The 23061-nt window shown below is 39.1% G+C and carries 24 protein-coding genes and 1 tRNA gene; 17 read left to right on the forward strand and 8 right to left on the reverse strand.

Going from position 1 to position 23061, the window contains the following annotated elements; genetic code table 11:
- Nucleotides 1-25 precede the first annotated feature (25 nt).
- The 7 genes from C8P64_RS15420 (at nucleotide 26) to C8P64_RS15450 (ending at nucleotide 8390) form a co-directional block, all read left to right on the forward strand.
- On the forward strand, nucleotides 26-1942 hold the full coding sequence (locus C8P64_RS15420) for an ABC-F family ATP-binding cassette domain-containing protein (protein WP_108172998.1): 1917 nt from the start codon (nucleotides 26-28) through the stop codon (nucleotides 1940-1942).
- Between the two features lie 55 nt (nucleotides 1943-1997).
- A complete protein-coding gene (locus C8P64_RS15425; RefSeq protein WP_108172999.1) occupies nucleotides 1998-3140 on the forward strand; it encodes an efflux RND transporter periplasmic adaptor subunit in 1143 nt (380 codons plus the stop codon).
- Nucleotides 3137-6340 carry an efflux RND transporter permease subunit gene (locus C8P64_RS15430; RefSeq protein ID WP_108173000.1) on the forward strand — a complete coding sequence of 1068 codons (3204 nt, stop codon included), beginning with the start codon at nucleotides 3137-3139 and terminating at the stop codon, nucleotides 6338-6340. The genes C8P64_RS15425 and C8P64_RS15430 overlap by 4 nt, the downstream gene beginning before the upstream one ends.
- On the forward strand, nucleotides 6324-7655 hold the full coding sequence (locus C8P64_RS15435) for a TolC family protein (protein WP_108173001.1): 1332 nt from the start codon (nucleotides 6324-6326) through the stop codon (nucleotides 7653-7655). The genes C8P64_RS15430 and C8P64_RS15435 overlap by 17 nt, the downstream gene beginning before the upstream one ends.
- Before the next feature lie 3 nt (nucleotides 7656-7658).
- Complete coding sequence (locus C8P64_RS15440; protein ID WP_108173002.1) at nucleotides 7659-7841, forward strand: CPXCG motif-containing cysteine-rich protein; 183 nt, start codon at nucleotides 7659-7661, stop codon at nucleotides 7839-7841.
- A 61-nt stretch (nucleotides 7842-7902) separates the two neighbouring features.
- Nucleotides 7903-8256 carry a SpoIIAA family protein gene (locus tag C8P64_RS15445; RefSeq protein ID WP_108173003.1) on the forward strand — a complete coding sequence of 118 codons (354 nt, stop codon included), beginning with the start codon at nucleotides 7903-7905 and terminating at the stop codon, nucleotides 8254-8256.
- A 61-nt stretch (nucleotides 8257-8317) separates the two neighbouring features.
- A tRNA-Met gene (locus tag C8P64_RS15450) sits at nucleotides 8318-8390 on the forward strand.
- Between the two features lie 365 nt (nucleotides 8391-8755).
- On the opposite strand, the gene C8P64_RS15455 is transcribed toward C8P64_RS15450, so the two are convergent.
- Complete coding sequence (locus tag C8P64_RS15455; protein ID WP_108173004.1) at nucleotides 8756-8992, reverse strand: hypothetical protein; 237 nt, start codon at nucleotides 8990-8992, stop codon at nucleotides 8756-8758.
- A gap of 262 nt (nucleotides 8993-9254) precedes the next feature.
- On the opposite strand from C8P64_RS15455, the gene C8P64_RS15460 reads away from it, so the two are divergent.
- Nucleotides 9255-10208, forward strand: coding sequence for a calcium/sodium antiporter (locus C8P64_RS15460; RefSeq protein ID WP_108173005.1), 954 nt, complete (start codon nucleotides 9255-9257; stop codon nucleotides 10206-10208).
- Between the two features lie 256 nt (nucleotides 10209-10464).
- Here the strand turns inward: C8P64_RS15460 and C8P64_RS15465 are convergent, their stop codons facing one another.
- Entirely contained in the window at nucleotides 10465-10656 is a 192-nt protein-coding gene (locus C8P64_RS15465) for a helix-turn-helix transcriptional regulator (RefSeq protein ID WP_108173006.1), read from the reverse strand.
- Nucleotides 10653-11066, reverse strand: a complete 414-nt coding sequence (locus tag C8P64_RS15470; protein WP_108173007.1) for a hypothetical protein — start codon at nucleotides 11064-11066, stop codon at nucleotides 10653-10655. The genes C8P64_RS15465 and C8P64_RS15470 overlap by 4 nt, the downstream gene beginning before the upstream one ends.
- A gap of 469 nt (nucleotides 11067-11535) precedes the next feature.
- Here C8P64_RS15470 and C8P64_RS15475 point away from each other — a divergent pair, with 469 nt between their 5' ends.
- The 3 genes from C8P64_RS15475 (at nucleotide 11536) to hemN (ending at nucleotide 14080) form a co-directional block, all read left to right on the forward strand.
- Nucleotides 11536-11979: an MgtC/SapB family protein gene (locus C8P64_RS15475; protein ID WP_108173008.1), complete on the forward strand. Its 444-nt coding sequence runs from the start codon at nucleotides 11536-11538 to the stop codon at nucleotides 11977-11979.
- Nucleotides 11980-12004: 25 nt separating this feature from the next.
- Nucleotides 12005-12631, forward strand: coding sequence for a DUF4403 family protein (locus C8P64_RS15480; protein ID WP_108173009.1), 627 nt, complete (start codon nucleotides 12005-12007; stop codon nucleotides 12629-12631).
- Between the two features lie 81 nt (nucleotides 12632-12712).
- Nucleotides 12713-14080 (forward strand): oxygen-independent coproporphyrinogen III oxidase, encoded by a 1368-nt coding sequence (hemN, locus tag C8P64_RS15485; RefSeq protein ID WP_108173010.1) that lies wholly within the window; start codon nucleotides 12713-12715, stop codon nucleotides 14078-14080.
- Nucleotides 14081-14121: 41 nt separating this feature from the next.
- Here hemN and C8P64_RS15490 read toward each other — a convergent pair whose 3' ends face one another.
- A complete protein-coding gene (locus C8P64_RS15490) occupies nucleotides 14122-14781 on the reverse strand; it encodes a LuxR C-terminal-related transcriptional regulator (protein ID WP_170106674.1) in 660 nt (219 codons plus the stop codon).
- Between the two features lie 383 nt (nucleotides 14782-15164).
- Here C8P64_RS15490 and deoC point away from each other — a divergent pair, with 383 nt between their 5' ends.
- Both deoC and deoD read left to right on the forward strand, forming a co-directional pair.
- Nucleotides 15165-15812: a deoxyribose-phosphate aldolase gene (gene deoC, locus C8P64_RS15495; protein ID WP_108173012.1), complete on the forward strand. Its 648-nt coding sequence runs from the start codon at nucleotides 15165-15167 to the stop codon at nucleotides 15810-15812.
- Between the two features lie 9 nt (nucleotides 15813-15821).
- Complete coding sequence (gene deoD / locus C8P64_RS15500) at nucleotides 15822-16520, forward strand: purine-nucleoside phosphorylase (RefSeq protein ID WP_108173013.1); 699 nt, start codon at nucleotides 15822-15824, stop codon at nucleotides 16518-16520.
- A 2-nt stretch (nucleotides 16521-16522) separates the two neighbouring features.
- Here the strand turns inward: deoD and C8P64_RS15505 are convergent, their stop codons facing one another.
- Nucleotides 16523-17605, reverse strand: a complete 1083-nt coding sequence (locus C8P64_RS15505; protein WP_108173014.1) for a DUF6544 family protein — start codon at nucleotides 17603-17605, stop codon at nucleotides 16523-16525.
- A 50-nt stretch (nucleotides 17606-17655) separates the two neighbouring features.
- Nucleotides 17656-18489 carry a universal stress protein gene (locus tag C8P64_RS15510; protein WP_108173106.1) on the reverse strand — a complete coding sequence of 278 codons (834 nt, stop codon included), beginning with the start codon at nucleotides 18487-18489 and terminating at the stop codon, nucleotides 17656-17658.
- 149 nt (nucleotides 18490-18638) lie between these two features.
- On the opposite strand from C8P64_RS15510, the gene C8P64_RS15515 reads away from it, so the two are divergent.
- From C8P64_RS15515 to C8P64_RS15530, 4 genes are all read left to right on the forward strand, one after another.
- Entirely contained in the window at nucleotides 18639-18863 is a 225-nt protein-coding gene (locus C8P64_RS15515) for a hypothetical protein (RefSeq protein ID WP_108173015.1), read from the forward strand.
- A gap of 67 nt (nucleotides 18864-18930) precedes the next feature.
- On the forward strand, nucleotides 18931-20181 hold the full coding sequence (locus C8P64_RS15520) for a PAS domain-containing sensor histidine kinase (protein ID WP_108173016.1): 1251 nt from the start codon (nucleotides 18931-18933) through the stop codon (nucleotides 20179-20181).
- A 28-nt stretch (nucleotides 20182-20209) separates the two neighbouring features.
- On the forward strand, nucleotides 20210-21253 hold the full coding sequence (locus C8P64_RS15525) for a response regulator (RefSeq protein ID WP_108173017.1): 1044 nt from the start codon (nucleotides 20210-20212) through the stop codon (nucleotides 21251-21253).
- 90 nt (nucleotides 21254-21343) lie between these two features.
- Entirely contained in the window at nucleotides 21344-22111 is a 768-nt protein-coding gene (locus tag C8P64_RS15530; RefSeq protein ID WP_108173018.1) for a universal stress protein, read from the forward strand.
- Nucleotides 22112-22305: 194 nt separating this feature from the next.
- On the opposite strand, the gene C8P64_RS15535 is transcribed toward C8P64_RS15530, so the two are convergent.
- Both C8P64_RS15535 and C8P64_RS15540 read right to left on the reverse strand, forming a co-directional pair.
- Nucleotides 22306-22695, reverse strand: a complete 390-nt coding sequence (locus C8P64_RS15535; protein WP_108173019.1) for a group III truncated hemoglobin — start codon at nucleotides 22693-22695, stop codon at nucleotides 22306-22308.
- 6 nt (nucleotides 22696-22701) lie between these two features.
- Nucleotides 22702-22983: a hypothetical protein gene (locus tag C8P64_RS15540; RefSeq protein ID WP_108173020.1), complete on the reverse strand. Its 282-nt coding sequence runs from the start codon at nucleotides 22981-22983 to the stop codon at nucleotides 22702-22704.
- Between the last annotated feature and the right edge of the window lie 78 nt (nucleotides 22984-23061).

Here is a 23061-nt window from a genome sequence, read left to right on the forward strand (position 1 = left end):
GCATCTTTGCAAAAAATACGCTTTAATGCTTAATATTCATAATCTTTCAGTTTCTTTTCAGGGGGAATATCTTTTTAAAGAGGTTAGTTTCCGGCTTGGTGCCGGGGACAGGGTCGGTCTTATCGGAAAAAATGGTGCAGGGAAATCTACTTTATTAAAGATCATTTCTGGAGACCAGGAGTATGATACCGGGCAGATCGCAAAAGACAAGGAGTTAAGAATCGGCTTTTTAAAGCAGGATCTTGATTTCGAACAGGGTAGAACCGTTATTGATGAAGCTCATCAGGCATTTGAGGAGATCAAAATGCTCGAGGGTAAAATGGAGAAGATCAATGAGCAACTGGCTACCCGTACAGATTATGAAAGTGATTCCTATTCTCAATTGATCGAGGATCTTAGTGAGATCACGCATCAATATGAGATCATCGGGGGTTATAACTATGAAGGTGAGACCGAAAAGGTTCTTCAGGGTCTTGGTTTCGAAAGGGAAGATTTTGACAGGCTTACTGAAACATTTTCCGGAGGTTGGAGAATGAGGATAGAACTTGCGAAACTTCTTCTTCAGAATAATGATATTCTTCTACTGGATGAGCCTACCAACCACCTTGATATAGAAAGTATCATCTGGTTGGAAAGCTTTTTAAATAATTACCAGGGATGTGTGATGCTGGTTTCTCACGATAAAATGTTCCTTAATAACGTTACCAATAGAAGTATTGAGATCTCTCTGGGAAGTATCTACGATTATAGAAAACCATATTCTGAATTTATTGAATTCAGAAAGGAACTAAGAGAGCAGCAACTTGCCGCACAGAAGAACCAGCAAAAGGAAATAGAGAATACAGAAAAACTTATTGATAAGTTCCGGGCCAAGGCAAGTAAGGCTTCCATGGCGCAATCCCTTATCAAGAAACTTGACAAAATAGATCGCATCGAAGTAGATGAAGACGATAATGCGGTGATGTCGGTTAATTTCCCTGTTTCGGTAAACCCAGGAAAAGTTGTCATTGAAGCCGAGCATCTGGAAAAATCCTATGGAGATAAGAAGGTATTGAAAGACGTAAATCTTTTGATAGAGCGCCAGAGTAAGATCGCTTTTGTGGGACAGAACGGTCAGGGGAAAACGACCCTGGCAAAGATCATAATTGGAGAAATTAAACACGAGGGGAAACTTAAGCTTGGTCATAATGTGCAGATAGGTTATTTCGCGCAGAATCAGGCCGAATATCTTGACGGAGAGAAAACCGTACTGCAAACCATGGAAGATGCTTCTAATGAGAAGAACAGGACCAAGGTTAGAGATATGCTAGGTGCTTTTTTATTCCGTGGAGATGAAGTGGAAAAGAAAGTGAAGGTGCTTTCTGGTGGGGAGCGTAACAGGCTTGCCCTATGTAAAATGCTACTGGAGCCTTTCAATGTGATGGTAATGGATGAGCCTACCAACCACCTAGATATTAAATCCAAGAATGTTCTGAAAGAAGCTCTGAAGAATTTTGAAGGAACCTTGATCATCGTTTCGCACGATAGAGATTTTCTTCAGAATCTTACCAGTAGAGTTTATGAATTCAGAAATCATAAGATAAGGGAATATCTTGGAGATATAGATTATTACCTGGACCAGAGAAAGCTTCTGGATATGCGCGCTGTAGAAAAAAGTGAGAAAGTAAAGACTTCCAAGAAGAAAGAAGACAGCGGCGAGAAAAGGTCATTTACAGATCAAAAGGAGCTTAAAAGGATAAAGAACAGGCTTAGCAAAACAGAAGCTAAGATCACCAAGCTCGAAAAGGAACTCAAATCCAAGGATAAGCAGCTGGCAGATAATTATGAAGAAACGGTGACCAAACCCGACTTTTTGAATAATTACAACCATTCAAAAAAGAAACTTGAGAAGTTAATGGCTGAATGGGAGGAACTTCAACTCGATCTTGAACAGATCAGCTAATAAAAAAATACATTTTAATTAAACCATAGGGACTCATCTAAGTCCTAGTACTGTTATGGATAAACGCAAGATCATTCTTTCGGCACTAGGTGTAGTGCTCGTTGTTGCTGCAATTTTTGGAGCAAAATTAATTATAGACAGTAATGTCAAGGAAAAACCACCGGTTAATAAGACGATAAAAAGTGTCTTTATAGATACAGTAAAAAATACCACGGTCCCAATCGTGGTTCCGGCAAATGGTAATATTACTGCGCTGCACAGGCTGGAACTGTTCTCTGAGGTACAGGGAATTTTCAGGTATAGTAGTAAAGATTTCAGACCTGGGCAGACATTCAAAAAAGGGCAGGTGCTGTTAACTATAGATTCCGAAGAATATGCAGCCAGTGTTCAGTCGGCCAAAAGTGAGCTGTATAATAACGTTACTTCTATAATGCCAGATCTTCGTTTGGATTATCCTGAAGCATTCAGAAAGTGGGAAAAATACCTGGAAAGTTTTGATATTAACAAGCCGGTTCCCCCTTTACCTGAAACTAAAACCCAGCAGGAGCAATATTTCATAACCGGTCGAGGCATCGTTTCAGCTTATTACAACGTAAAAAATCTTGAAGAAAGACTTTCGAAATATACCATTATCGCTCCTTATGATGGGATTCTAACCGAAGCGCTGGTAAACAGGGGGACACTAATTCGTCCCGGGCAGAAACTGGGCGAATACATAGATCCAAGTGTTTATGAACTCGAAGTTTCCATAGCTAAGAAATTCAGCGATGTTCTGGAGATCGGTAAATCTGTAAAGCTTAAAAATCTTGAAGGAACCAAAACCTATGAGGGCACGGTGAGTCGTATTAACGGTAAGGTAAACCAGGAAACTCAAAGTATTCGTGTATTCATAAAGATCGAAAATCCAGATCTAAGTGAAGGAATGTACCTCGAAGCCCAGGTCGACGCCAAGGAAGAAAATAATGCGATAGAGATACCAAGAGAACTTCTTGTTGAAAGAACCAAGGTCTTTGTGGTTAAAGACAGTACTCTGAACCTGGTTAAGATCAACCCGGTTTATTTTACGAATAACACGGTGGTGATCAAAGGACTTGATGACGGGACAAAGATCTTATCTGCGAACGTTCCGGGAGCTTACTCAGGAATGTTAGTGAAGATCGAAGGACAGAAGGACCTGCTTAAAAAAGAACAGTCTTGAGAAAGTTAATCAATTATTTTATAAAATTCGGGGTTGCGGTAAATGTGGTGATCATGGCCTTTGTGATCTTTGGGATCATAGGGATCATGAACATGAAATCCTCATTTTTCCCGCTTCAGGATTCCAGGATCATCAATATAAGCATTGCCTATCCAGGTTCTGCTCCAGAGGAGATCGAAGAAGGTATCATCCTTAAGATAGAAGATAACCTGAAAGGACTTGAAGGTATAGACCGGGTAACCTCGGTGGCACGTGAAAGTGGAGGTTCTATCACCGTAGAGATCGAAAGAGGTGAGAATATAGATGCCATGCTTACCGAAGTGAAGAATGCGGTAGATCGCGTTCCGACTTTCCCCGGAGGTATGGAGCCACTAGTGGTTTCTAAGCAGGAATTCATCAGGGAGACCATCAATTTTGCGGTAAGTGGAGACGATGTTCCCTTAGCAACGCTAAAGCAAATAAGTCAGCAAATAGAAAATGATCTGCGACTGCTGGATGGAGTCTCGCAAATAAGCATTTCGGGATTTCCGCAGGAGGAGATAGAGATCGCGGTAAGCGAAAATGACCTATTGGCCTATAATCTCACTTTTGAAGAAGTGGCCCAGGCAGTTAGAAATTCCAATATACTTTCTACCGGAGGTACTATTAAAACAGATGCTGAAGATTACCTGATTCGTGCCAATAACAGGGCTTATTATGCCGATGCGTTAAACGATATTGTTCTGAAATCAACTTCTACCGGTGAGATCGTCCGGTTGGGTGAGATCGCCACGGTAAGAGATCAGTTCTCTGAAACTCCTAACGCTTTATATTTTAACGGAAATGTAGCCGTAAATGTGGGAGTTAGTAATACCAGTAGCGAAGATCTTCTGGCTACTGCAGAGAAGATCAATGAATACGTAGAAACTTTTAACCAGAAAAACAGCAATGTACAGCTGAATGTGGTAAATGACCAGTCTATCACTTTGAATCAACGTACACAATTGCTGGTAGAGAATGGTATCATGGGAATGCTGCTGGTACTTTTCTTTTTGTCACTTTTTCTGAATATAAGACTTGCTTTCTGGGTAGCATTCGGGCTTCCAATCGCTTTTCTTGGAATGTTCATTTTTGCCGGGTCTTTAGGGGTGACTATAAACGTTCTTTCCCTTTTCGGGATGATTATCGTGATTGGGATCCTGGTAGATGATGGAATTGTGATCTCAGAAAATATTTATCAGCATTCAGAAATGGGTAAAAGTCCTATCCGCGCTGCTATGGACGGAACCATGGAAGTGGTGCCGCCAATTCTTTCCGCGATCATTACTACGGTGCTGGCATTTTCAACCTTCCTGTTTTTGGATAGTCGTATTGGAGAGTTCTTTGGAGAGGTTTCCACTGTTGTGATCCTCACCCTGGTGATCTCTTTGATTGAAGCCTTAATTATTCTTCCGGCGCATATTGCCCACTCAAAAGCCTTGAAAAAACCGGAGCTAAACGGTCGTCCTAAAAAGGGGATAACGAAGTTCTTTGAGAAAATGAAGGTCATCAATAAATACGGGGATCGTATGATGGCTTATATGAGGGATAAGATCTATAGTCCCGCATTAAAATTTGTACTGACCCAGCAGGTACTGGCACTTTGTATCCTTATTGTGGTACTCGTTTTAACGGTAGGAGCGATAGGAGGGAACTGGATAAGGGTTACTTTATTTCCGAGTATTGCCAGTGACCGGGTTAGTATAGATCTTTTGATGCCTGAAGGGGTTAATCCTGCCAGGACAGACTCGATTATTTCCATGGTCGAAGCTGCAGCCTGGAGAGTGAACGAAGAATACACTGAAAAGCAGACCGGCAATAAGCAGGTAGTTGAAAATATCATAAAACGGGTTGGTCCTGGTAATAATAAGGCCTCTTTACAGGTAAATCTTCTGCCTGGTGAGGAGCGTGACTTTGGATCTCCAGAGATCACAAATGCCATAAGAGACGAGGTTGGTCCCGTGTTCGGGGTAGAGAATTTAACCTTCGGTTCTGGAGGGAACTTTGGAGGTTCTCCTGTTTCAGTTTCATTACTGGGTAATAACCTAAGTGAGCTGGAAGCTGCTAAAGAAGAATTAAAACAGAACCTTGAAAATAATTCTCTTCTAAAGGATGTGACCGATAATGATCCGCAGGGTATCAAGGAGATCAATGTTCAGCTAAAAGATAATGCCTATGCACTTGGTTTGGACCTGGGAGAAGTAATGCGCCAGATCAGGAATGGATTCTTTGGTGCACAGGCGCAGAGATTCCAGAGGGGACAGGATGAAATAAGGGTCTGGGTTAGGTATGACCTTGAGAACAGGTCATCTATTAACGATCTTGATGAAATGAGACTGGTGACTCCTTCTGGTGAAAGAGTGCCGTTCGATGAGATCGCGAACTACGATATCGTGAGAGGTACAGAGTCTATCAGTCACCTCGACGGAATGCGTGAGATCAGGGTATCAGCAGATATGGAAGATCCAAACGGTAGTTCTACAGAGATCCTGGAAGATATCAGGGCCAATGTGCTTCCGCCAATCCTGGAGAAATATCCAAGTATCACCGTTTCTTATGAAGGTCAGAACCGGGAGGCATCTAAGCTATCCAGTTCTGCAGCAGCAGTGATACCGGTAATTTTATTCCTCATCTATGCGACCATCGCCTTTACTTTTAGAAGTTACAGTCAGCCGTTGCTGTTAATGATCATGATCCCGTTCAGTATAATAGGTGTTGCCTGGGGTCACTGGTTGCATGATTTTCCTATCAACGTGCTTTCAGCATTGGGTATCATCGCCCTGGTGGGGATCATGGTAAATGACGGACTGGTATTAATAGGTAAATACAATGGTTTCCTCCGGGAAGGCATGGACTTTAAAAAAGCTTTATTTGAAGCCGGAAGATCAAGGTTTAGAGCGATATTTTTAACCTCCTTAACCACTATAGCCGGTCTTGCACCACTTCTGCTGGAAAAAAGCAGGCAGGCCCAGTTTCTTAAGCCTATGGCCATTTCGATATCCTACGGTATTGCGGTAGCAACAATTTTAACCTTGTTATTACTTCCTTTATTGATCTCCATAAGCAACAGCATTAAAGTAGGAGGAAGATGGCTTAGAACAGGTGAAAAGCCATCTAAAGAGGATATGGAAAGAGCAATTAAAGAGAAAAAAGAAGAAGCAGCGCATGAAAGTACTACATAGATCACTCCTTACTCTTTTATTTTTTTCGACCTGTTCTATCTGGTCACAGGAGCAGATCCTTACCAAGGAAGAGGTTATAAGCAGGGCCCTGGAAGAGAATTTTGGAATTAAACTGGCGAAGAACCAGGTAGAGATCGCAGATAATAACCAGAGTATCTTTAATTCTGGATACCTTCCTTCACTTACCGGGCTTGCCGGTGCTAATTATGATCTTAATGACCGGATCACCGAACCTGAAAATGGGGAAATCGTAGACCAGCGCGGTATTGAAAGTAACAGGTATAACGCCTCTATAAATCTTGGTTACACCCTTTTTGATGGGTTGGGTCGTTTTTACAATTATAAAAGCCTGAAGGAACAATATGACCTGTCGCAATTAGATGCCAGGGAAACCGTAGAGAATAGTATCCTCCAGATAATGAGCGTTTACTATGAAATAGCGCGATTATCTGAAAATATCGATGTACTTGAGGAAACCCTCGAAATATCCAAGAACAGGGTCACCAGGGCGCAATACCAGTTCGAATATGGCCAGGCTAATAACCTGGTTGTATTAAATGCGAGGGTAGATGTTAATAATGACAGTATTGCCTTGATAGAAACCGAGCAGCAGTTAAGAAATACCAAGAGAGACCTGAATGTGCTTATAAACCGTGAAATTAGCGATAACCGCTTTCAGGTAGATACCACGGTAAATTTTGTTTCAGAGCTTGAGTTGGAAAGTTTTGTGGATGAAGCTGAAATGAACAACGTATCCCTGCTTCAAATAGAACAGAGCCTGGAAATTAGCGATTACGATATCAAGATCAGTAAAAGCGGGTACCTGCCAAGTGTGGATCTTACAGGTTCTTATGGCTGGAACAGGAACAGGAGTGCGGCTACAGCATTCTTTCCGGGTTCTACGACTACGACCGATGGTTTTGCAGCAGGAGTGAGTCTCAGGTGGGATATTTTTGATACCGGTAGGACAAAGGTGCTGGTTGATAATTCCAAGATCAGGTATCAGAGTCAGGAAATAAGAAAGCAACAACTACAAAGCGAGATTAGGAGGGATATTGCCAATGCTTTGGGTAATTATCGCAATAAGCTTTATATTTTGAGGGTGCAACAACAAAATGTAGATACCAACCTCGATAACTTTAACCGGTCTCAGGAGCAATATAAACTGGGTAGGATCACCTCGATCGAATTCAGGCAGGCACAAATCAATCTGCTGGATGCAAGAACCAGTCTTAACCTGGCCAAGTATGACGCTAAACTTGCCGAATTGCAGGTGCTTCAATTAACCGGGCAGTTATTGAATGTAGAATTATAAGCCATGTTCGAACATTTTTTTCAATGTCCTTATTGTTGGGAAGAGATCTCGGTTCTTTTAGATCCTTCAGTTTCCCAGCAAACCTATATCGAAGATTGCGAGGTCTGCTGTCGTCCCATCGAATTCAGGGTGGCCTTTGAAGAAGGGGAACTCGTTGAATTTCAAGCTTCCGATATAGAACAGTAAAACTTTTCCTAGGGTAAATTTCAGAAATAAGTACTACTTTTAGTAGAAAGCTGATCCTAGTATGATAACGAGTTTTGAACTGGCAGGAAATATTGTGGGTGTTATGGTAGACAAGGATGTCACCAAAGAGTACCTGGAAGAACTTCATTCGCGTATAGAAGAAAAGCTAAAGGAGCATGACCAGATCAATCTCTTTTGTGAGATCATGCCCGGCAACGAGGTGCCTTTAAAAATGCTTTTAAAGAATCTCCAATTCAAATTTGAACATTCTAAGCAAATAAATAAGATGGCGATGGTAACAGATCTAGCCTGGATAAGGGGGATTATGGACCTGGATAAAAATTTTGTGAGTACTGAAATTGAATGTTTTCATCTGAAAGACAGGCTGGAAGCAATTCATTGGATTTCACTTTGAAATTTTTATCAAAAAAGTTTGGTGAAATCCTAAAAATGATACTATATTTGCCGTCCAATATCGCGGGATAGAGCAGTAGGTAGCTCGTCGGGCTCATAACCCGAAGGTCACTGGTTCGAGTCCAGTTCCCGCTACTAAAGCGAAAACCACCTTCTAAAGAGGTGGTTTTTTTATGGAAAAAAATCACTGGTTCCCCCTATGCTTCGGGGCAGTTCCCGCTACTAAAACGAAAACCACCTTCTAAAGAGGTGGTTTTTTTTATGGAGGAAAATCACTGGTTCCCCCGATGCTTCGGGGCAGTTCCCGCTACTAAAACGAAAACCAACTTTTAAAGAGATGGTTTTTTATTTATATGTCTACTGAAGGCAACTATTTCTATAGGGTTCGGCCATATCAGATTCTGAAATTTTCCTAAGAAATACGATCTTAATAAGAATAAAAAAACCGTGGCATAGGCCACGGTTGGTTATTTAGTATCGGGAATTATTATTCCTGAAGATTATTCTTTACCAGATTCTGGCATATCGGCTGGTGTCATTTCTGTAGTATCAACTTCACTAGTGGTATCAATTACTTCCTCCATTTCTACTTCTTCAGCAGGAATTATTTCTTCGGTAGCATTGATAGCTGAAGCTTCTTCTAAAGTTTCCTCTGTTGTTTTCTCAGTAGTTTCTTTACAAGAGCTAAAAGTTAAAACCATCGCAAACGCGGCAACAGACATTAAAGATTTTTTCATTTTATAATGAAATATTAATTGTTAAACGGGTCAAATGTAAATCAAAATTAAATCACTTTTACATTTGCTTAAAAATATTTTTAAGCACTGAAATTTAGGTCATTAAGTATGGTTTTAGCCATTGTAATTATTTTCTGAAGCCATTATTATTACCGTTTTTTTAACGAAATTCTTATATACATTCGCTCTGTATTTCATTCAGGGATATGAAGTCTCACTCGACCAGATTCCATTGAAGTACTTGCTTAATAATTTATAAAAGATGCTTATTCAAGTTTTACTCCTAATTGGAGGGTTTGTATTATTGATCAAAGGTGCAGATTGGCTTATAAATGGAGCTTCCAGTCTGGCCAGGGCCAAAAATGTCCCTGATCTTATTATTGGTTTAACCATTGTGGCTTTTGGTACTTCGGCCCCAGAGCTTATTGTGAATACCGTTGCTTCTTTCGAAGAAAGAGAAGAACTGGTCTTCGGTAATGTTATTGGGAGCAATAACTTCAACCTATTCCTTATTCTTGGCGTCACGGGTTTAATTTCTCCATTGGTAGTACAGAGAAATACCGTTAGAAAAGAGATCCCGATTTCTCTGGTGGCTACGCTTATCTTATTTTTCCTTGCCAATAATTTTATTTCCAGTGAATCTGTTCTAACCAGGTTTGACGGGGTAATTCTCTTCACGCTTTTCCTGGCGTTTCTTGTCTATATTAAGAAACAGCTTAGCAATAAACCGGAGGAAAGTACAGCTGAACCTCAGGAAATTTCAAATTTGAAGATAGCTGGCCTGGTAAGCCTTGGACTTATCGGTTTAATCCTGGGAGGTAAACTGGTAGTAGATAGCGCTTCGAATATCGCGGGTTATTTTGGGGTAAGTGAAAAAATCATTGGCCTGACTATCGTTGCGGCGGGGACTTCTCTACCAGAATTGGCTACTTCGGTGATGGCGGGAATCAAAAAGAATGCTGACATCGCGGTAGGAAATATCATAGGCTCTAATATTTTCAATATTTTACTTATCCTGGGTTCAAGTGCATTGGTAAGACCTTTGATGTACGACCCTGTTTTTAATACCGATATATACCTGTTATTAGGTGGAACTATATTCATTATGATATTCATGTATACAGGACAAAAGATGAAATTGGATAGGTGGGAAGCTTTTGTTCTTTTGACGTGCTACCTAATTTATACCGCCTGGCTTATCTCAAAAGAGATGTAGCAGAAAACCAAAATTTGGCCAGATAAATTCTCTGAAATTTGGCCTGAAGTATGCTGAAAATTGTCCTGAAAATTCGATTTTAAAATACTGAAATATAGTAAGATAAAGGTCGTTTTTGTTTTAATGGATAATGCTAATAATTTATCTATTAGAGTTAATCCAATAGGGGTTATAGGGATATATTTGTTTCAGAATTTAGTTAAAGAATTAAGGGGTTCGATATTGTAGGGAGTCGACCCCTTTTTTCATTTTGTACTTATTCATCTTCAAATATTTCCTCAATAGTTTTTCCGAAGAGTTTCGAGATCTTGAAAGCCAAAGGTAAACTGGGATCAAATTTTCCTTTTTCAATAGCGTTTACAGTCTGCCTGGAAACGGCAAGTTTATCTGCTAATTGAGCCTGGGTTAATTCGTGCTGGGCACGTAATACTTTAATCTTATTTTTCATCTGTATCTCAAATTTCCAATGATGGTCCCGGCTAAATAGGTAAGGCCTATAAGGATGACTAAATGCGATATCTCGGCATCATATGTAATTAAATTGGTAGTATCCAGAAGAGAATAGCTTAATCCAAAAATTACCGCAACCCCAAGGATCAGGCTCATGGCTTCCAAATGAATTTTACGTTGCAATTCATCCAGTGTGTTCAAATGTCTTTTATTCGCTAAGATCACTCCGATCCCGAAGGCCAGGTTGATAAGGATACCTATCAAGGTAATTGTTGAATTTTCCTGCCAGATGAATTTCGGTCCAAAGCTTGCGATCGCCATGGTAACTACCCATGCCCCGGTCCATAAAGCCAGTTTCATGGTGTTTTTCTGGCAATTTCTTTCCCAGTTCTCCTCTTGTGTTTTCATAATTTAAGATTTAATGTAAAGTTTGTTTTATAAATCTATATAAATTATTTGATAAAAGAAATGTTTGCTTTACAAAAAGTAAATAAAACTTTACTTTTTAAGATCCGTAAAAATTTTATTCCGTGTTTAATTATTTTGAGATTAATGCACTTAATTCTTTTAATTGGTGTTATAATCGTAAAAAAACTAGAAATTTTAAATTGAAAAATACCCTTTTATGGGTATTTTTTTGTGTTCTATCTATTCTTAAATTAGTCCTGTGTTAATTTCTAAAGACGGAGCTAAATAAGTTATTTCAATGTAGGGTAGAAATAATTTATTCTCAACCTATAATTTCGTTTTGGATTAACCTTCAAAACCTTTCAGTTCGCTGAAAGGTTTTTGTTTTTAATAAGTTCCTTCTCTTTGGTTATCAGAAAATTACATTGAAATGGATTGTTTTTACTAGCTTTAATAAAATGATTCAATAATGGAAATTGATATTTCTGAATTCCTTTTAAAAAATAGCGCGGCAGCTTTCGCCGGCTTGCTTATGGGGCTGGAAAGACAGTTCAAAGGGAAACCCGCAGGCCTTAAAACCAATATGCTGGTGGCACTTGGCGCCAGCGGATTCATAATAATATCCTTGCTTTTTAGTGAAGCTGCAGGAACCGATATGACCAGGATCGTAGGGCAGGTAGTCGTAGGAGTTGGTTTTCTTGGTGCAGGAGTAATTTTGCATGGAGAAGAGGGTAAAAAAGTAGAAGGTCTTGCTACAGCTGCAACTATCTGGTGCAGTGCCGCTGCAGGTTGCTTTGCGGGATTTGGATTATTTCTTCCGTTACTAATTTTTACTGTTTTTGTAGTGGTAATTAATTTAGTGTTTGGATATTTGAACATAAAGCTGAAAAATCATACCGAAAAGGATGATTAGCCACAAAAATCTAAAATGCTGATTTATGTATATGAAGGATGAGTTAAATAGTCAGAATATTAATATCACCGTGCCGGTTATCATAGGATATGCGGTGCTGGATAAATATCTAAGGCAAAAGTTAGTTGGAGAGATCATTAGCAAGGAAAGTAATGATGGTAAAAAGTCTAACTATGCCCAGGTTCTGGATGTTAGCATAGGCAAAAGTGATTCTGAAGCTTTTGATCTGTGTATCGAGATCAACCTCCAGACCCTTACCAGCTTTTTTAAGAACAAACAGGTAAAGATCTATTTTCATGCTGCTCTGGAACTCGACCGGGAAAATCAACATATCTCCCTGAAGCATTACGAAATAGATGGTAAGACCAATAATTGGTTAGTAGACCAGGTACTGGAAGCGGTTGTAAACAAGTGGATGTATGATAAATTGAAGAAGAAAATGAATTTCAACTTATTACCGCATATAGAAGAGAAGATAGGATCTCTAAATGAGAAATTGGAAAACAAGCTGGAAGCAAAAGAAGGAGTTCACCTAATAGGGTCTTTGGATAAATTCGAGATATCTAATCTTAAAGCAGGAGAAAATGAACTTTGGATTTCTGTAACGGTTACCGGAACAGGAATGGTAGAGCTGGAAAAACTGGAGCTCTAATCCTGGAATCTAATCTTAAGCTGATAATTATCATTATTCTTTAAAAAGGCCAGGGCTATTTTTGATCTCAAAATCAAGAATATGTTACCTTCAAAATTGATCGGGAAATATAACATTCCCGGACCTCGTTACACCAGTTATCCAACCGTACCTTATTGGGACGATAAGCAGTTTTCCTTAAAGGGATGGAAATCTTCTATTGTGAGAAGTTTTAATGAGAGCAATACTTCTGAAGGTATTAGTTTGTATATACATCTTCCCTTTTGTGAAAGCCTGTGTACCTTTTGTGGTTGTAATAAAAGGATCACCAAAAATCATGGAGTAGAAATTCCCTATATACGCTCTGTTATCAGGGAATGGGAAATGTATTGTGATCTTTTGGAAAAAAGACCTCTTATAAAGGAATTACACCTGGGTGGAGGTACTCCCACCTTTTTTTCCGCGGAAAACCTTAGTTTGCTTATCAATGGAATATTTAGCCTGGCTCGTAAATCTGAGGATGCCGAATTGAGCTTTGAAGGACATCCCAATAATACAACTTTAGAGCATCTGGAAACCCTGGCAAGTCTTGGCTTTAGCAGGGTAAGTTATGGTGTGCAGGATTATAATACAAAAGTACAGCAGGCCATCCATAGAATTCAACCTTTTGATAATGTAAAATCGGCTACTGAAAATGCACGGAAGGCAGGTTTTTCTTCGGTAGGCCATGATATCATTTTCGGACTTCCTTTTCAAACAAAAGAAGATATTATTCATACTATAAATAGGACCAAGGAATTAATGCCAGATCGTATTGCCTTTTATAGTTATGCCCATGTTCCGTGGATCAAAGGAAATGGTCAGAGAGGTTTTAAGGATGAGGATCTTCCTGGGGCAGAGGAAAAAAGAGAGCAATACGAAACCGGAAAGCAGATGTTGCTGGAGGCAGGATATGTAGAAATAGGGATGGACCATTTCGCCTTAAGATCTGATAGTCTCTTCAGGTCTGTAGAGAATAAAACCATACACCGCAATTTTATGGGGTATACCAGCTCTAAAACCCAGGCGATGATTGGCCTTGGAGTTTCAGCTATTAGTGACAGCTGGTATGGATTTGCTCAAAACGTGAAGGGAGTAGAAGAATATGAAAAACTAGTTAATGACGGAATCTTCCCTGTATTCCGCGGACATCTTTTAACAGAGGAAGATCTTATCATTAGAAAACATATTCTTAACCTCATGTGTAAATTTAAAACCTCATGGTATACCCGTCATGAATTTTTTACCGGGTTGCCAGATGTTTTGATCAGTTTAAGGGAAATGCAAAATGATGGCCTCATCGAAATAGACAGTAATTACCTGGTGGTAACCGAAAAGGGGAGGCCGTTCGTGAGGAATATCTGTATGGCTTTTGATCTTAGGCTGCAGAGGAATAAACCTGAAACCAAATTATTTTCAATGACGGTTTAATATTCAACTTGTTTTGGTTATTAAATCAGGAAACTTTTGAGTCACTTCATATCAAAAGCATTCACATATTTACTTACGTCTGCAATAGACTTAATATTGAGTTTCTTTTTGATATTTTTCCAGTGTGTCCTCAGGGTTTCTATGGAAATGAACAACTTATCGGCGACTTCCTGCTGCCTGAAACCCCTTGAAAAGATTACCATGATCTCCTTTTCTCTTTTGGTAAGTTTAGAATATTTAGAAATATTAGACTTTATAAAATCGTTTTCTTCGATGACATGACCAATAGATAAAAGCGTACTTGTAATATCCTGCGAGGGCCTTTTTATCTTAATTATGGAATTGCCTTCTTCATCTACTCCTTCAAAAAGTATTTTGATTCTGGTGTTGTTCTTGGAATAGTCCCTATTGCCGTTTAACCACTGCCTGGCCTCATTTTCAGTTGCGAAATGCAGGGGATGAATAACAGAATTATCTTCTTCAAAATAATTCATAACGCTTAAGTGTACGAGAACGTCTTTTCCTACGACAAAAGCCACTTTTTCATTTCCAAAATTTACACAGGGGATATTCACATTTTCTTCGATCCACAAATGTGTCTCTAAATTTATTGGTAACTGAAAATTCTGCTGTAGCCAAAGTGTTTTGGAAGGACGATATTTCTCATATAGTCCAATGAATTCTACAAACTCCTCCTTCAATTTGGAGTAGCATTTTGGAGACTTTTTCCAAAATTGGACAAAGCAATCATTTTCTTTTTCAAAATTTATTTGAAGAAATTTACTTTCGTAAAGAATCATTGCGTTTCCATATTTAACCGTATTTCCGGAAGGTAAAGCTTAAATAATAAATAGTATTGAAAAATACAAATGTTTTAGCAAATGGGAATAATACTGAACAAAATTTTCGAGTTACAATGTTTTAATAATGTTCAGGAAAGTTCAGTGATGGGATTTTGAAGAGCCAAATTTCAGGTTGAGTGATAATAGTCATATTTAAGAGCATATAGAGGCTATAATTTTGAACAGGTTCCCGGTCATCCTTTTTAAAGCCTTAATTTTAAAGACCGGAAAAACAATTTTTTATGAAAGATTTGAAGAATTATATAGATCATACCTTACTGGCTGCAACTGCTACAGAGTCTCAGATCAGGAATTTATGCGAGGAGGCAAAAGAGCATGGATTTTATGCCGTTTGCGTCAACAGCAGTTATGTTGCCCTGGCCAAAAACTTTCTGAAAGATTCGGAAGTAAAACTTGCAGCGACCATAGGTTTTCCGCTAGGCGCAGCTTCAGCCTCTTCAAAAATTCAGGAAGCGAAAAAGGCCGTTCTAGATGGAGCAGGAGAGATCGATATGGTTATAAATATTGGCTTTTTTAAAGATAGAAAGTATGATGAGGTTAAGTCTGAAATCCAGGAAATAAAAAAAACCATAGGGAATAACCTTCTTAAGGTCATCATCGAAACCTGTTATTTGACCGATGATGAAATAGAAAAAGTCAGCGAATTGGTGATGCAGGCAGGAGCAGATTACGTGAAAACCTCTACAGGTTTTGGAACTCGCGGGGCCAGCCTTAAAGACGTTCAGATCATGAAGAAGGTTGTGGGAGATAAGATAAAGATCAAAGCATCTGGAGGCATAAGAGACGCTGAAACCGCCCGGCAATATATAGAACTTGGCGTTTCCAGGATTGGAACTTCATCGGGTATTAAAATCATTTCTAATAAATAAATCCAGGTTATGAGTATTCATATTGAAGCAAAAAAAGGAGAAATAGCAGAAACAGTTTTACTCCCCGGAGATCCTTTGCGAGCAAAATGGATCGCAGAAACCTTTCTTGAAGATAGTGTTTGCTATAATGATATCAGGGGAATGCTCGGTTATACGGGGACTTATAAAGGCAGGAGGGTTTCTGTCCAGGGCACCGGAATGGGAATTCCCTCGGCCATGATCTATTGTCATGAACTCATAAAGGAATATGGGGTGAAGACCCTGATTAGGGTTGGAAGTGCCGGAGCATTTCAACCAGACCTTAAATTAATGGATATCGTTATCGCGATGTCTGCTTCCACAAATTCATCGGCGAACCGGGATATTTTTAATGGAGCCGACTATGCACCTACGGCAAATTTTGATCTTTTGATGAAAGCTGTAGAGTATGCCCAGGAAAATCAAATTGATTTTACGGCAGGGAATGTTCTTTCATCTGATATTTTCTACGACGATGATCCCGATTATTATAAGAAATGGGCAAAATATGGTGTTCTTTGTGCTGAAATGGAAACTGCCGGGATTTATACCCTTGCGGCCAAATTCGGGGTGAAGGCTTTATCTATACTCACAATTTCAGATTCACTGGTGAACGGTGAAGAAGTTTCTTCAGAAATAAGAGAGAAAAAGTTAAGCGAAATGGTAAAGATCGCACTCAACACCTTTTAAGATTAACCGTGTAGATTGTATTTTACTTTCTGTAGCTCAAATTTTCCATACACGAAATCATCCTCGGGATAATGCCATATGGCTTCCCCGTAACTAGCTAAATTGTATCCATCAAAGTTTGCGTAACCGCCGACCGGTGTAGAGAACATGAACTGCTTGTTCACATCTACCGAATACCGGTCGTTAGAGAAAAAGTTGATGAGCTGTCCCTTTTCGTTGAACTCCAGCAGGGCAGAAACCATCTTTCCGTTATTTGAGAATTTCACTCTTACGGTATTGTCGCCGATTTCTTCCCAGCTGAATTTTTTGTCTATAAGTGCGCCAGGTGCAAAAATGCAAATATCATTTAGCCAGGTAACCATTTCAGAGATCAGCAATTCCATGGATTGAATGTCTACTACTTTAAAAATAGAAAACGGTTTTATAACCATACTGGCGATGGTGCCGGTATACTTATGGTAGCCTTTTGTTGGTATTCCCCTGAATATGGCTTTCATGAAAAAATACCTTGCCGGTGATTTAATGGTATTCAACTGTTCAGACCTAAACCTGAACCATTTCTTATTCTTTTCCCTCATTTCCCCGGAAAATTTCAATTGGAAATTTTCAATTTTTGACTTTCCGAGAAAACCTGACGAACGAATGTATTTTTGCACGAGAACGGGAAGAGCCTGCAGGTCTTTTTCTTCAATGGTCTGGCTCACTCCGGTATTGGCTAAAATAGCTTTTACCTTGTCTTCCTTGTACTTGTTTTCAAATTTCCATCCGGCCATAGAGAGTATCGCCACAACCAGAATTATCAAATTGAAAATAGATCCAAACTTAGCCTCCTCCCAGTTGAGAATAATAAGCACTTGAGAAGTTATGATCACAGGGATGGAAATAAGTATCCAGGCTGGTTTTCTTAACAGGAATAGAACAATAGTGACGAGCAGTAGAATAGATACCAGTAACCACAAAATACCCTGGGTTGTTGAGATCATTCTTGATCCCGGAGTGACTTCTATCCATTGGTTTGCCTTTGCGAATCCAATTAAGTGAATTAGCAAATGCAGAAAAAGTATCACTATAAACAGGATTCTCATAGCAATTGGAATTAAAAGTCAACAGATGCTTTTTCTGTAAAGACCTGAAGTTAGATCTTAAAGGTCACCACCGGTATATCAGCATGGTTGGCAACATCCTCTCCAATACTGCCGTAGAAGAAATGACCCAGGCCTTTTCTACCATGCGTTGGAATGCCTATAGCATCTATATCATGTTCATTACAGTAATTATAGATTCCTTTCTCTGCGGTATAATCATCATAAAAAATGACATCATCCTGGAATTTCTTATTGTCCATTCCAACATCTACAAGAAAATTATAGGCCTTTAATTCCATTTCTTTAGTGCTCATAAATTTCTCGGGAATATTGATGAAAAGTATCTTGGGTGTTACATTGAATACCTTGAAAAAGTTTCTGGCTCTCATGAAAGAAGTTAACGTGTCCAGAGCAAAATCTGTAACAAATACCGCTTTCTCTATTTTAAAATCGGTAATCTTTTGTTTGATCACAAGTACCGGAATATTAGATGTTCTAACCACCTTTTCGGTATTAGAACCAACAAAGACTTCCTTGACTCCGGCACTTCCATGAGATCCCATTACAATTAGATCTGCCTCGTATTCCTGAGCAACTTCATTGATCTCGTTAAATACTTTATGAGATTTCACCGCCTGGCTAACATCGATACCTTTTAGATAATCTTTATCCAGAAATTTATCAAACCGCTGTTTGGTAAGCTTCATAAAATAGATGGCGTTAAAAACTTCCTGTTGCTCATCTTTAGTAAGATAAGATTCATTTAGCCCCATCATATGGACTACAATAATTTCAGCATCCTGTTTTTTAGCGATGCTGGCAGCTACTTCGAGGGCATATTCAGAATGTTCTGAAAAATCTACGGGTACAAGGATAGTTTTCATGATCAAGGTTTTATCTTCTAAATTCAAATCTATGATTCGTAATGCTTAAAAAACATGACATAAATCATTAATTTAAAGATAAGTAGCGTGGTTTTTAGCGAATCCTTAAGAGGGTTTTGAATTTCTTATAGCTAAATTGTAAAGAAAAAATGAAGCTTACAGGAATTGGATATCTTATCATTACAACCGCTGTTCTGGTTTTATTATCTGTGCTTGCTTCCCTTAATTTTCCATTCGGGCTGGTGTTCTATGTTATGTGTTTTGGGCAGCTTCTACTTTTATTTACGGTATATAAAGTACTTACAGACGATTACCATACAGATAAGACTTTTGAAGACGGGTATGAAGATCATTCTCCGGGGACGGGAGAGTAAATCTGTCTTAAATCATGTTTTTTCTAAAAAAGATTTTACCTTTAGTTGCTATTAAACAAAACTTAATTTGCGAGATTCTTTTTTAGATAATACAGATGCTTTCAACCTTTTATTTCAATCGGCATCAGAAGGTATCATTGTGGTGAATTCAGATCAGATCGTGGTTGCTGCAAATACAGCCGCAGAACAGATGTTTGGGTACAGCACGGGCGAACTCAACAATCAGCATCTCGATCTTCTTATTCCAAAGAAATATCACCATAACCATCATAAGCATTTTAATAAGTTCCTGGACCATAGTGAAAAGCGGCAAATGGGACATGGTCGTGACCTGCACGGGGTTAAAAAGGACGGTTCCTTATTTCCTGTAGAAGCCGGGCTAAACCCTTTCAAGATGAATGGGAAAGAATACGTGATGTCTTTGATAATAGATATCACCGTTAGAAAAGCTACTCAGAAGCAGATCGAAGAACTTAATAACCGCCTGGAAGACAAGATCAAAATAAGGACGCAGGAGTTGAGGGAAAGCATAGATAATTTGCAGAAATTGAACCTTGACCTTGAAGATGAGATCCAGAAAAGAAAGAAGGCTGAAAAAAAGATCAAGGATGCACTGCAGAAGGAGAAGGAATTAAGTGAATTGAAGACTAAATTTCTATCCCTGGTATCCCATGAGTTTAAAACTCCCTTGAGTGGGATCCTTACCTCGGCAACTTTAGCTGAAAAATATACCAAAGCAGAGCAGCAGGAGAAAAGAGAAAAACATTTACTTACCATTCGCAACAAAGTTCATTACCTCAATAATATTCTTAATGACTTTTTATCTATCGAACGCCTGGATAGCGGTAGGGGACAATATAAATTTGCTCCTTTCAGACTAAGGAGACTTATTAACGAAGTGATCTATAATGCGAATATTACCCTTAAGGACGGGCAGGAGATCGCCTATCCAAAAGATATAGAAGATATCGAGCTTTATATGGATGAAAAGATCCTTGAGCTTATTTTGTCGAATCTGCTGGGGAATGCGATAAAATATTCTCCGGAAAACACCCTGATTAATTTTTGGGTCGAATTTGAAGGAGAATTCATTGTTTTTGAAGTTGAAGATCAGGGAAGGGGAATCCCTGAAAAAGATCAGAAGCATATTTTTGAAAGATATTTCAGGGCAGAAAATGCCTTACTGGACCAGGGAACCGGGATTGGTTTGAATATTGCCAAAACTCATTTAGAGAATCTCGGAGGGACCATTAAATTTGAAAGTAAAGAGAACGAAGGGACCACTTTTACTATTAAGGTTCCTGTGAATAAATCATAAAATCGGGAGACTAATTTTAGATAGCCTTATGAAGAAATTATTGCTAATCGAGGATGACGTAACGGTAAGAGAGAATACCGCAGAATTGCTGGAACTTTCAGATTACGACGTGATCACGGCCTCTAACGGAAGACAAGGAATTGAAAAAGCAAAACAGGAAGTGCCAGACATCATTGTTTGCGACATCATGATGCCAGAGTTGGATGGCTACAGCGTTTTGGAAGCATTAGGAAAAAACCCGGAAACCCTGAATATTCCGTTTATTTTTCTTTCGGCAAAGACCGAGCATAAGGATATTCGTAAAGGGATGGACCTGGGAGCAGACGATTATCTCACCAAACCTTTTGAAGAAGAAGAGTTATTAAGTGCCATAGAAAGCAGGCTGGCCAAAGTTGCCATTCTTAATTCCCATAGAAAAGAGCAAAGTACCCCTAAGCAGGAAGAAAAACTCAAGGACCTGGAAGATCTTCGTGAGATCTTTAGCCAGCAGGAGCTGCAGTATTTTAAAAAGGGGGAGGCCATCTATGAAAAGGATAAACATGCCAATTATTTCTACCTGATAAAAAGAGGAGTGGTGAAGGCACATAGAATGGATAACCAGGGAAAGGAACTAATTACCGAGCTGTATAAAGAAGATGATTTCTTCGGAAATCACGCAAATGATCCGCAGTCATCTTATGAAGATTATGCCACCGCTATGGAAGATACCCAGCTGTATGCGATGTCCCGGGAAGAATTTCAAAAAATACTTTCAGAAAATTCCAGGATCGCCATGCAACTGGTAGAGGTTCTCAATAAGAACCTTTCTGAACTTAAGGAGCATTTAATGGAAATGGCCTACGGTTCAGTAAAAAAGAAAACCGCTAATACCATTTTGCTTTTTGCTGAAAGGATCAAAAAGCATCCTTTAAAAAGCATCAGGATTTCCAGGGCAGACCTTGCCGGGGTTGCGGGTATGGCGCCAGAGAGTCTTATAAGAACTCTTTCAGAATTCAAAAAAGAAGGGCTCATCGAGATAGAGGGGCGCAATATTAAGTTGCTGGATTCAGAGGCGCTGAAGAAGATCAATTAGCGCGCGTTTTTCCTTAATTTGTAAGAACTGATTTTCATCATTTTTTCGGTTGGATACTTGGCCTAATTTCGTGGTATTAAGAGATTATCCATGAACGTTTTAATTCTAACCGATTTTTCAGAAACTTCCGGGAACGCAGGTAGGTATGCTGTAGATTTTCTTCAGAAAACTGCGGCAAACTTTTATCTATTGAATATTCATAATTTCAATTTCAATAGAGCAGCCAGCGATCATCTGGAGACCGAGCTGGTTGGTACTCTTAGTCAGTTACAGAGCGGTATAAAAACACTGAAAAAATACACCGGGAACAAAGAGCATAAATTCCATACGATACTTTCATCAGAGAATTTGATCGGGGCGGTCAGAAAAGCGCTCATCGATAAGAAAATAGACCTGATCTTTATTGGGGCGGTGAGCCAGGATGAGCACGTTCACCCAATTTTGGGAGATCATGCCTACGATATTGTAAGAAAGATAAAATGTAATATCATCGCGGTTCCTACCGGATGCACTTACCAGAACTTAAAAAAAGCTGTTTTTCCTGTAGATCATGCGATCCTATCTGGCGAAGAAAAGGACCGGATACTCGATAATCTCGATTATTTGAAAACTTCAGAATTTACTTTGCTCGAGATCAAGGATGGTGATATTGAATATCCTGAGCCAGTAAACGATAAGGTCCCTTTTAAAACTCCTGTTCCATTTACCAGGGAGTTGTTCAGGGATATTCAGAAGCAGTTTGATATTATCTTCATAATTGGCAAGAACCTCACTATTTGCGACAGGTTACTTCATACCGAATATGGCTTTTCAGCTCATATGAACGTGGAGATACCCATCTTTGTCTACCACGGATAGTTTCCATTTATTGAACTTGTTTTAGTAATTTAATTTACCGAAAAGCAATCTTCATCCTGAACTTGGTTCAGGATCTTTTTTTTGAATAATACGAGTAAAAATAGGAATGATGCTGAGTTAGCTTCGTGAGGAGTAAAATCCTGAAAGAATGGAGGTCTGAATAAATAAACCTGGTTTTGCGAAAAAACCGGAATTTAGAATTTCACCTGCCGGCTCTGGTAGATCCTTAAAAATAGGTGGGTGGACATTTTTCGGGCATTGTTCTTTAGTCGCTGGGCCATTTCGCCTTCAAAAAGTTCATCGATGGTTTGGAACCAGAGGTTCATCCAGATACCAAAATGATATTCGGAAATAGTGTGATCATGTTCCTGATCCACTTTCACATGAGCCATGGCGGGATTACCTTTGAAACTGCCGGTAAAAAAAAGGTTACTTTCCCAAAAATCGGTGAGCTTTTCTAAATGCGTATCCCAATCCTGGATACTATTATTGAAAAAGTAACCTATCTCTTCATTTTTTCTAACCTTGCTGTAAAAGCTTACCACCAGGTGATTTATGTCGTTGCGGTTTTCAAGATCTCTCATTTTTAATTAGAGGATATTGATAAGAATAAAAGTTATGCTTACAAGCAAACTTATGATAAGGGAATTGAATACGAATTTTGATTTTAGTTGAGCCAGAACAGAGGCATTGAACCACATACACACTACCACGACCAAACCAAGCTGGATCATTTCAGCAATTTCATGTCCGTTCATAAGGATCAACATTGCAGCGATGGCTCCAAGACAGCTGGAAACTAAAATTCCTGTAGATGCTCCGGCGTAATAATCACGACTAAATTCTGATAGTTGTTTTTGATAAATGTTCATTTTTTCTGATTTTTTAATTTCAGATCAAATGTACAATCAGGTCTCTTTTTGAAATATGACCGTAGTCAATAAACGACA

It is taken from the genome of Christiangramia gaetbulicola (assembly GCF_003054225.1).
GTDB classification, from domain to species: Bacteria; Bacteroidota; Bacteroidia; order Flavobacteriales; family Flavobacteriaceae; genus Christiangramia; species Christiangramia gaetbulicola.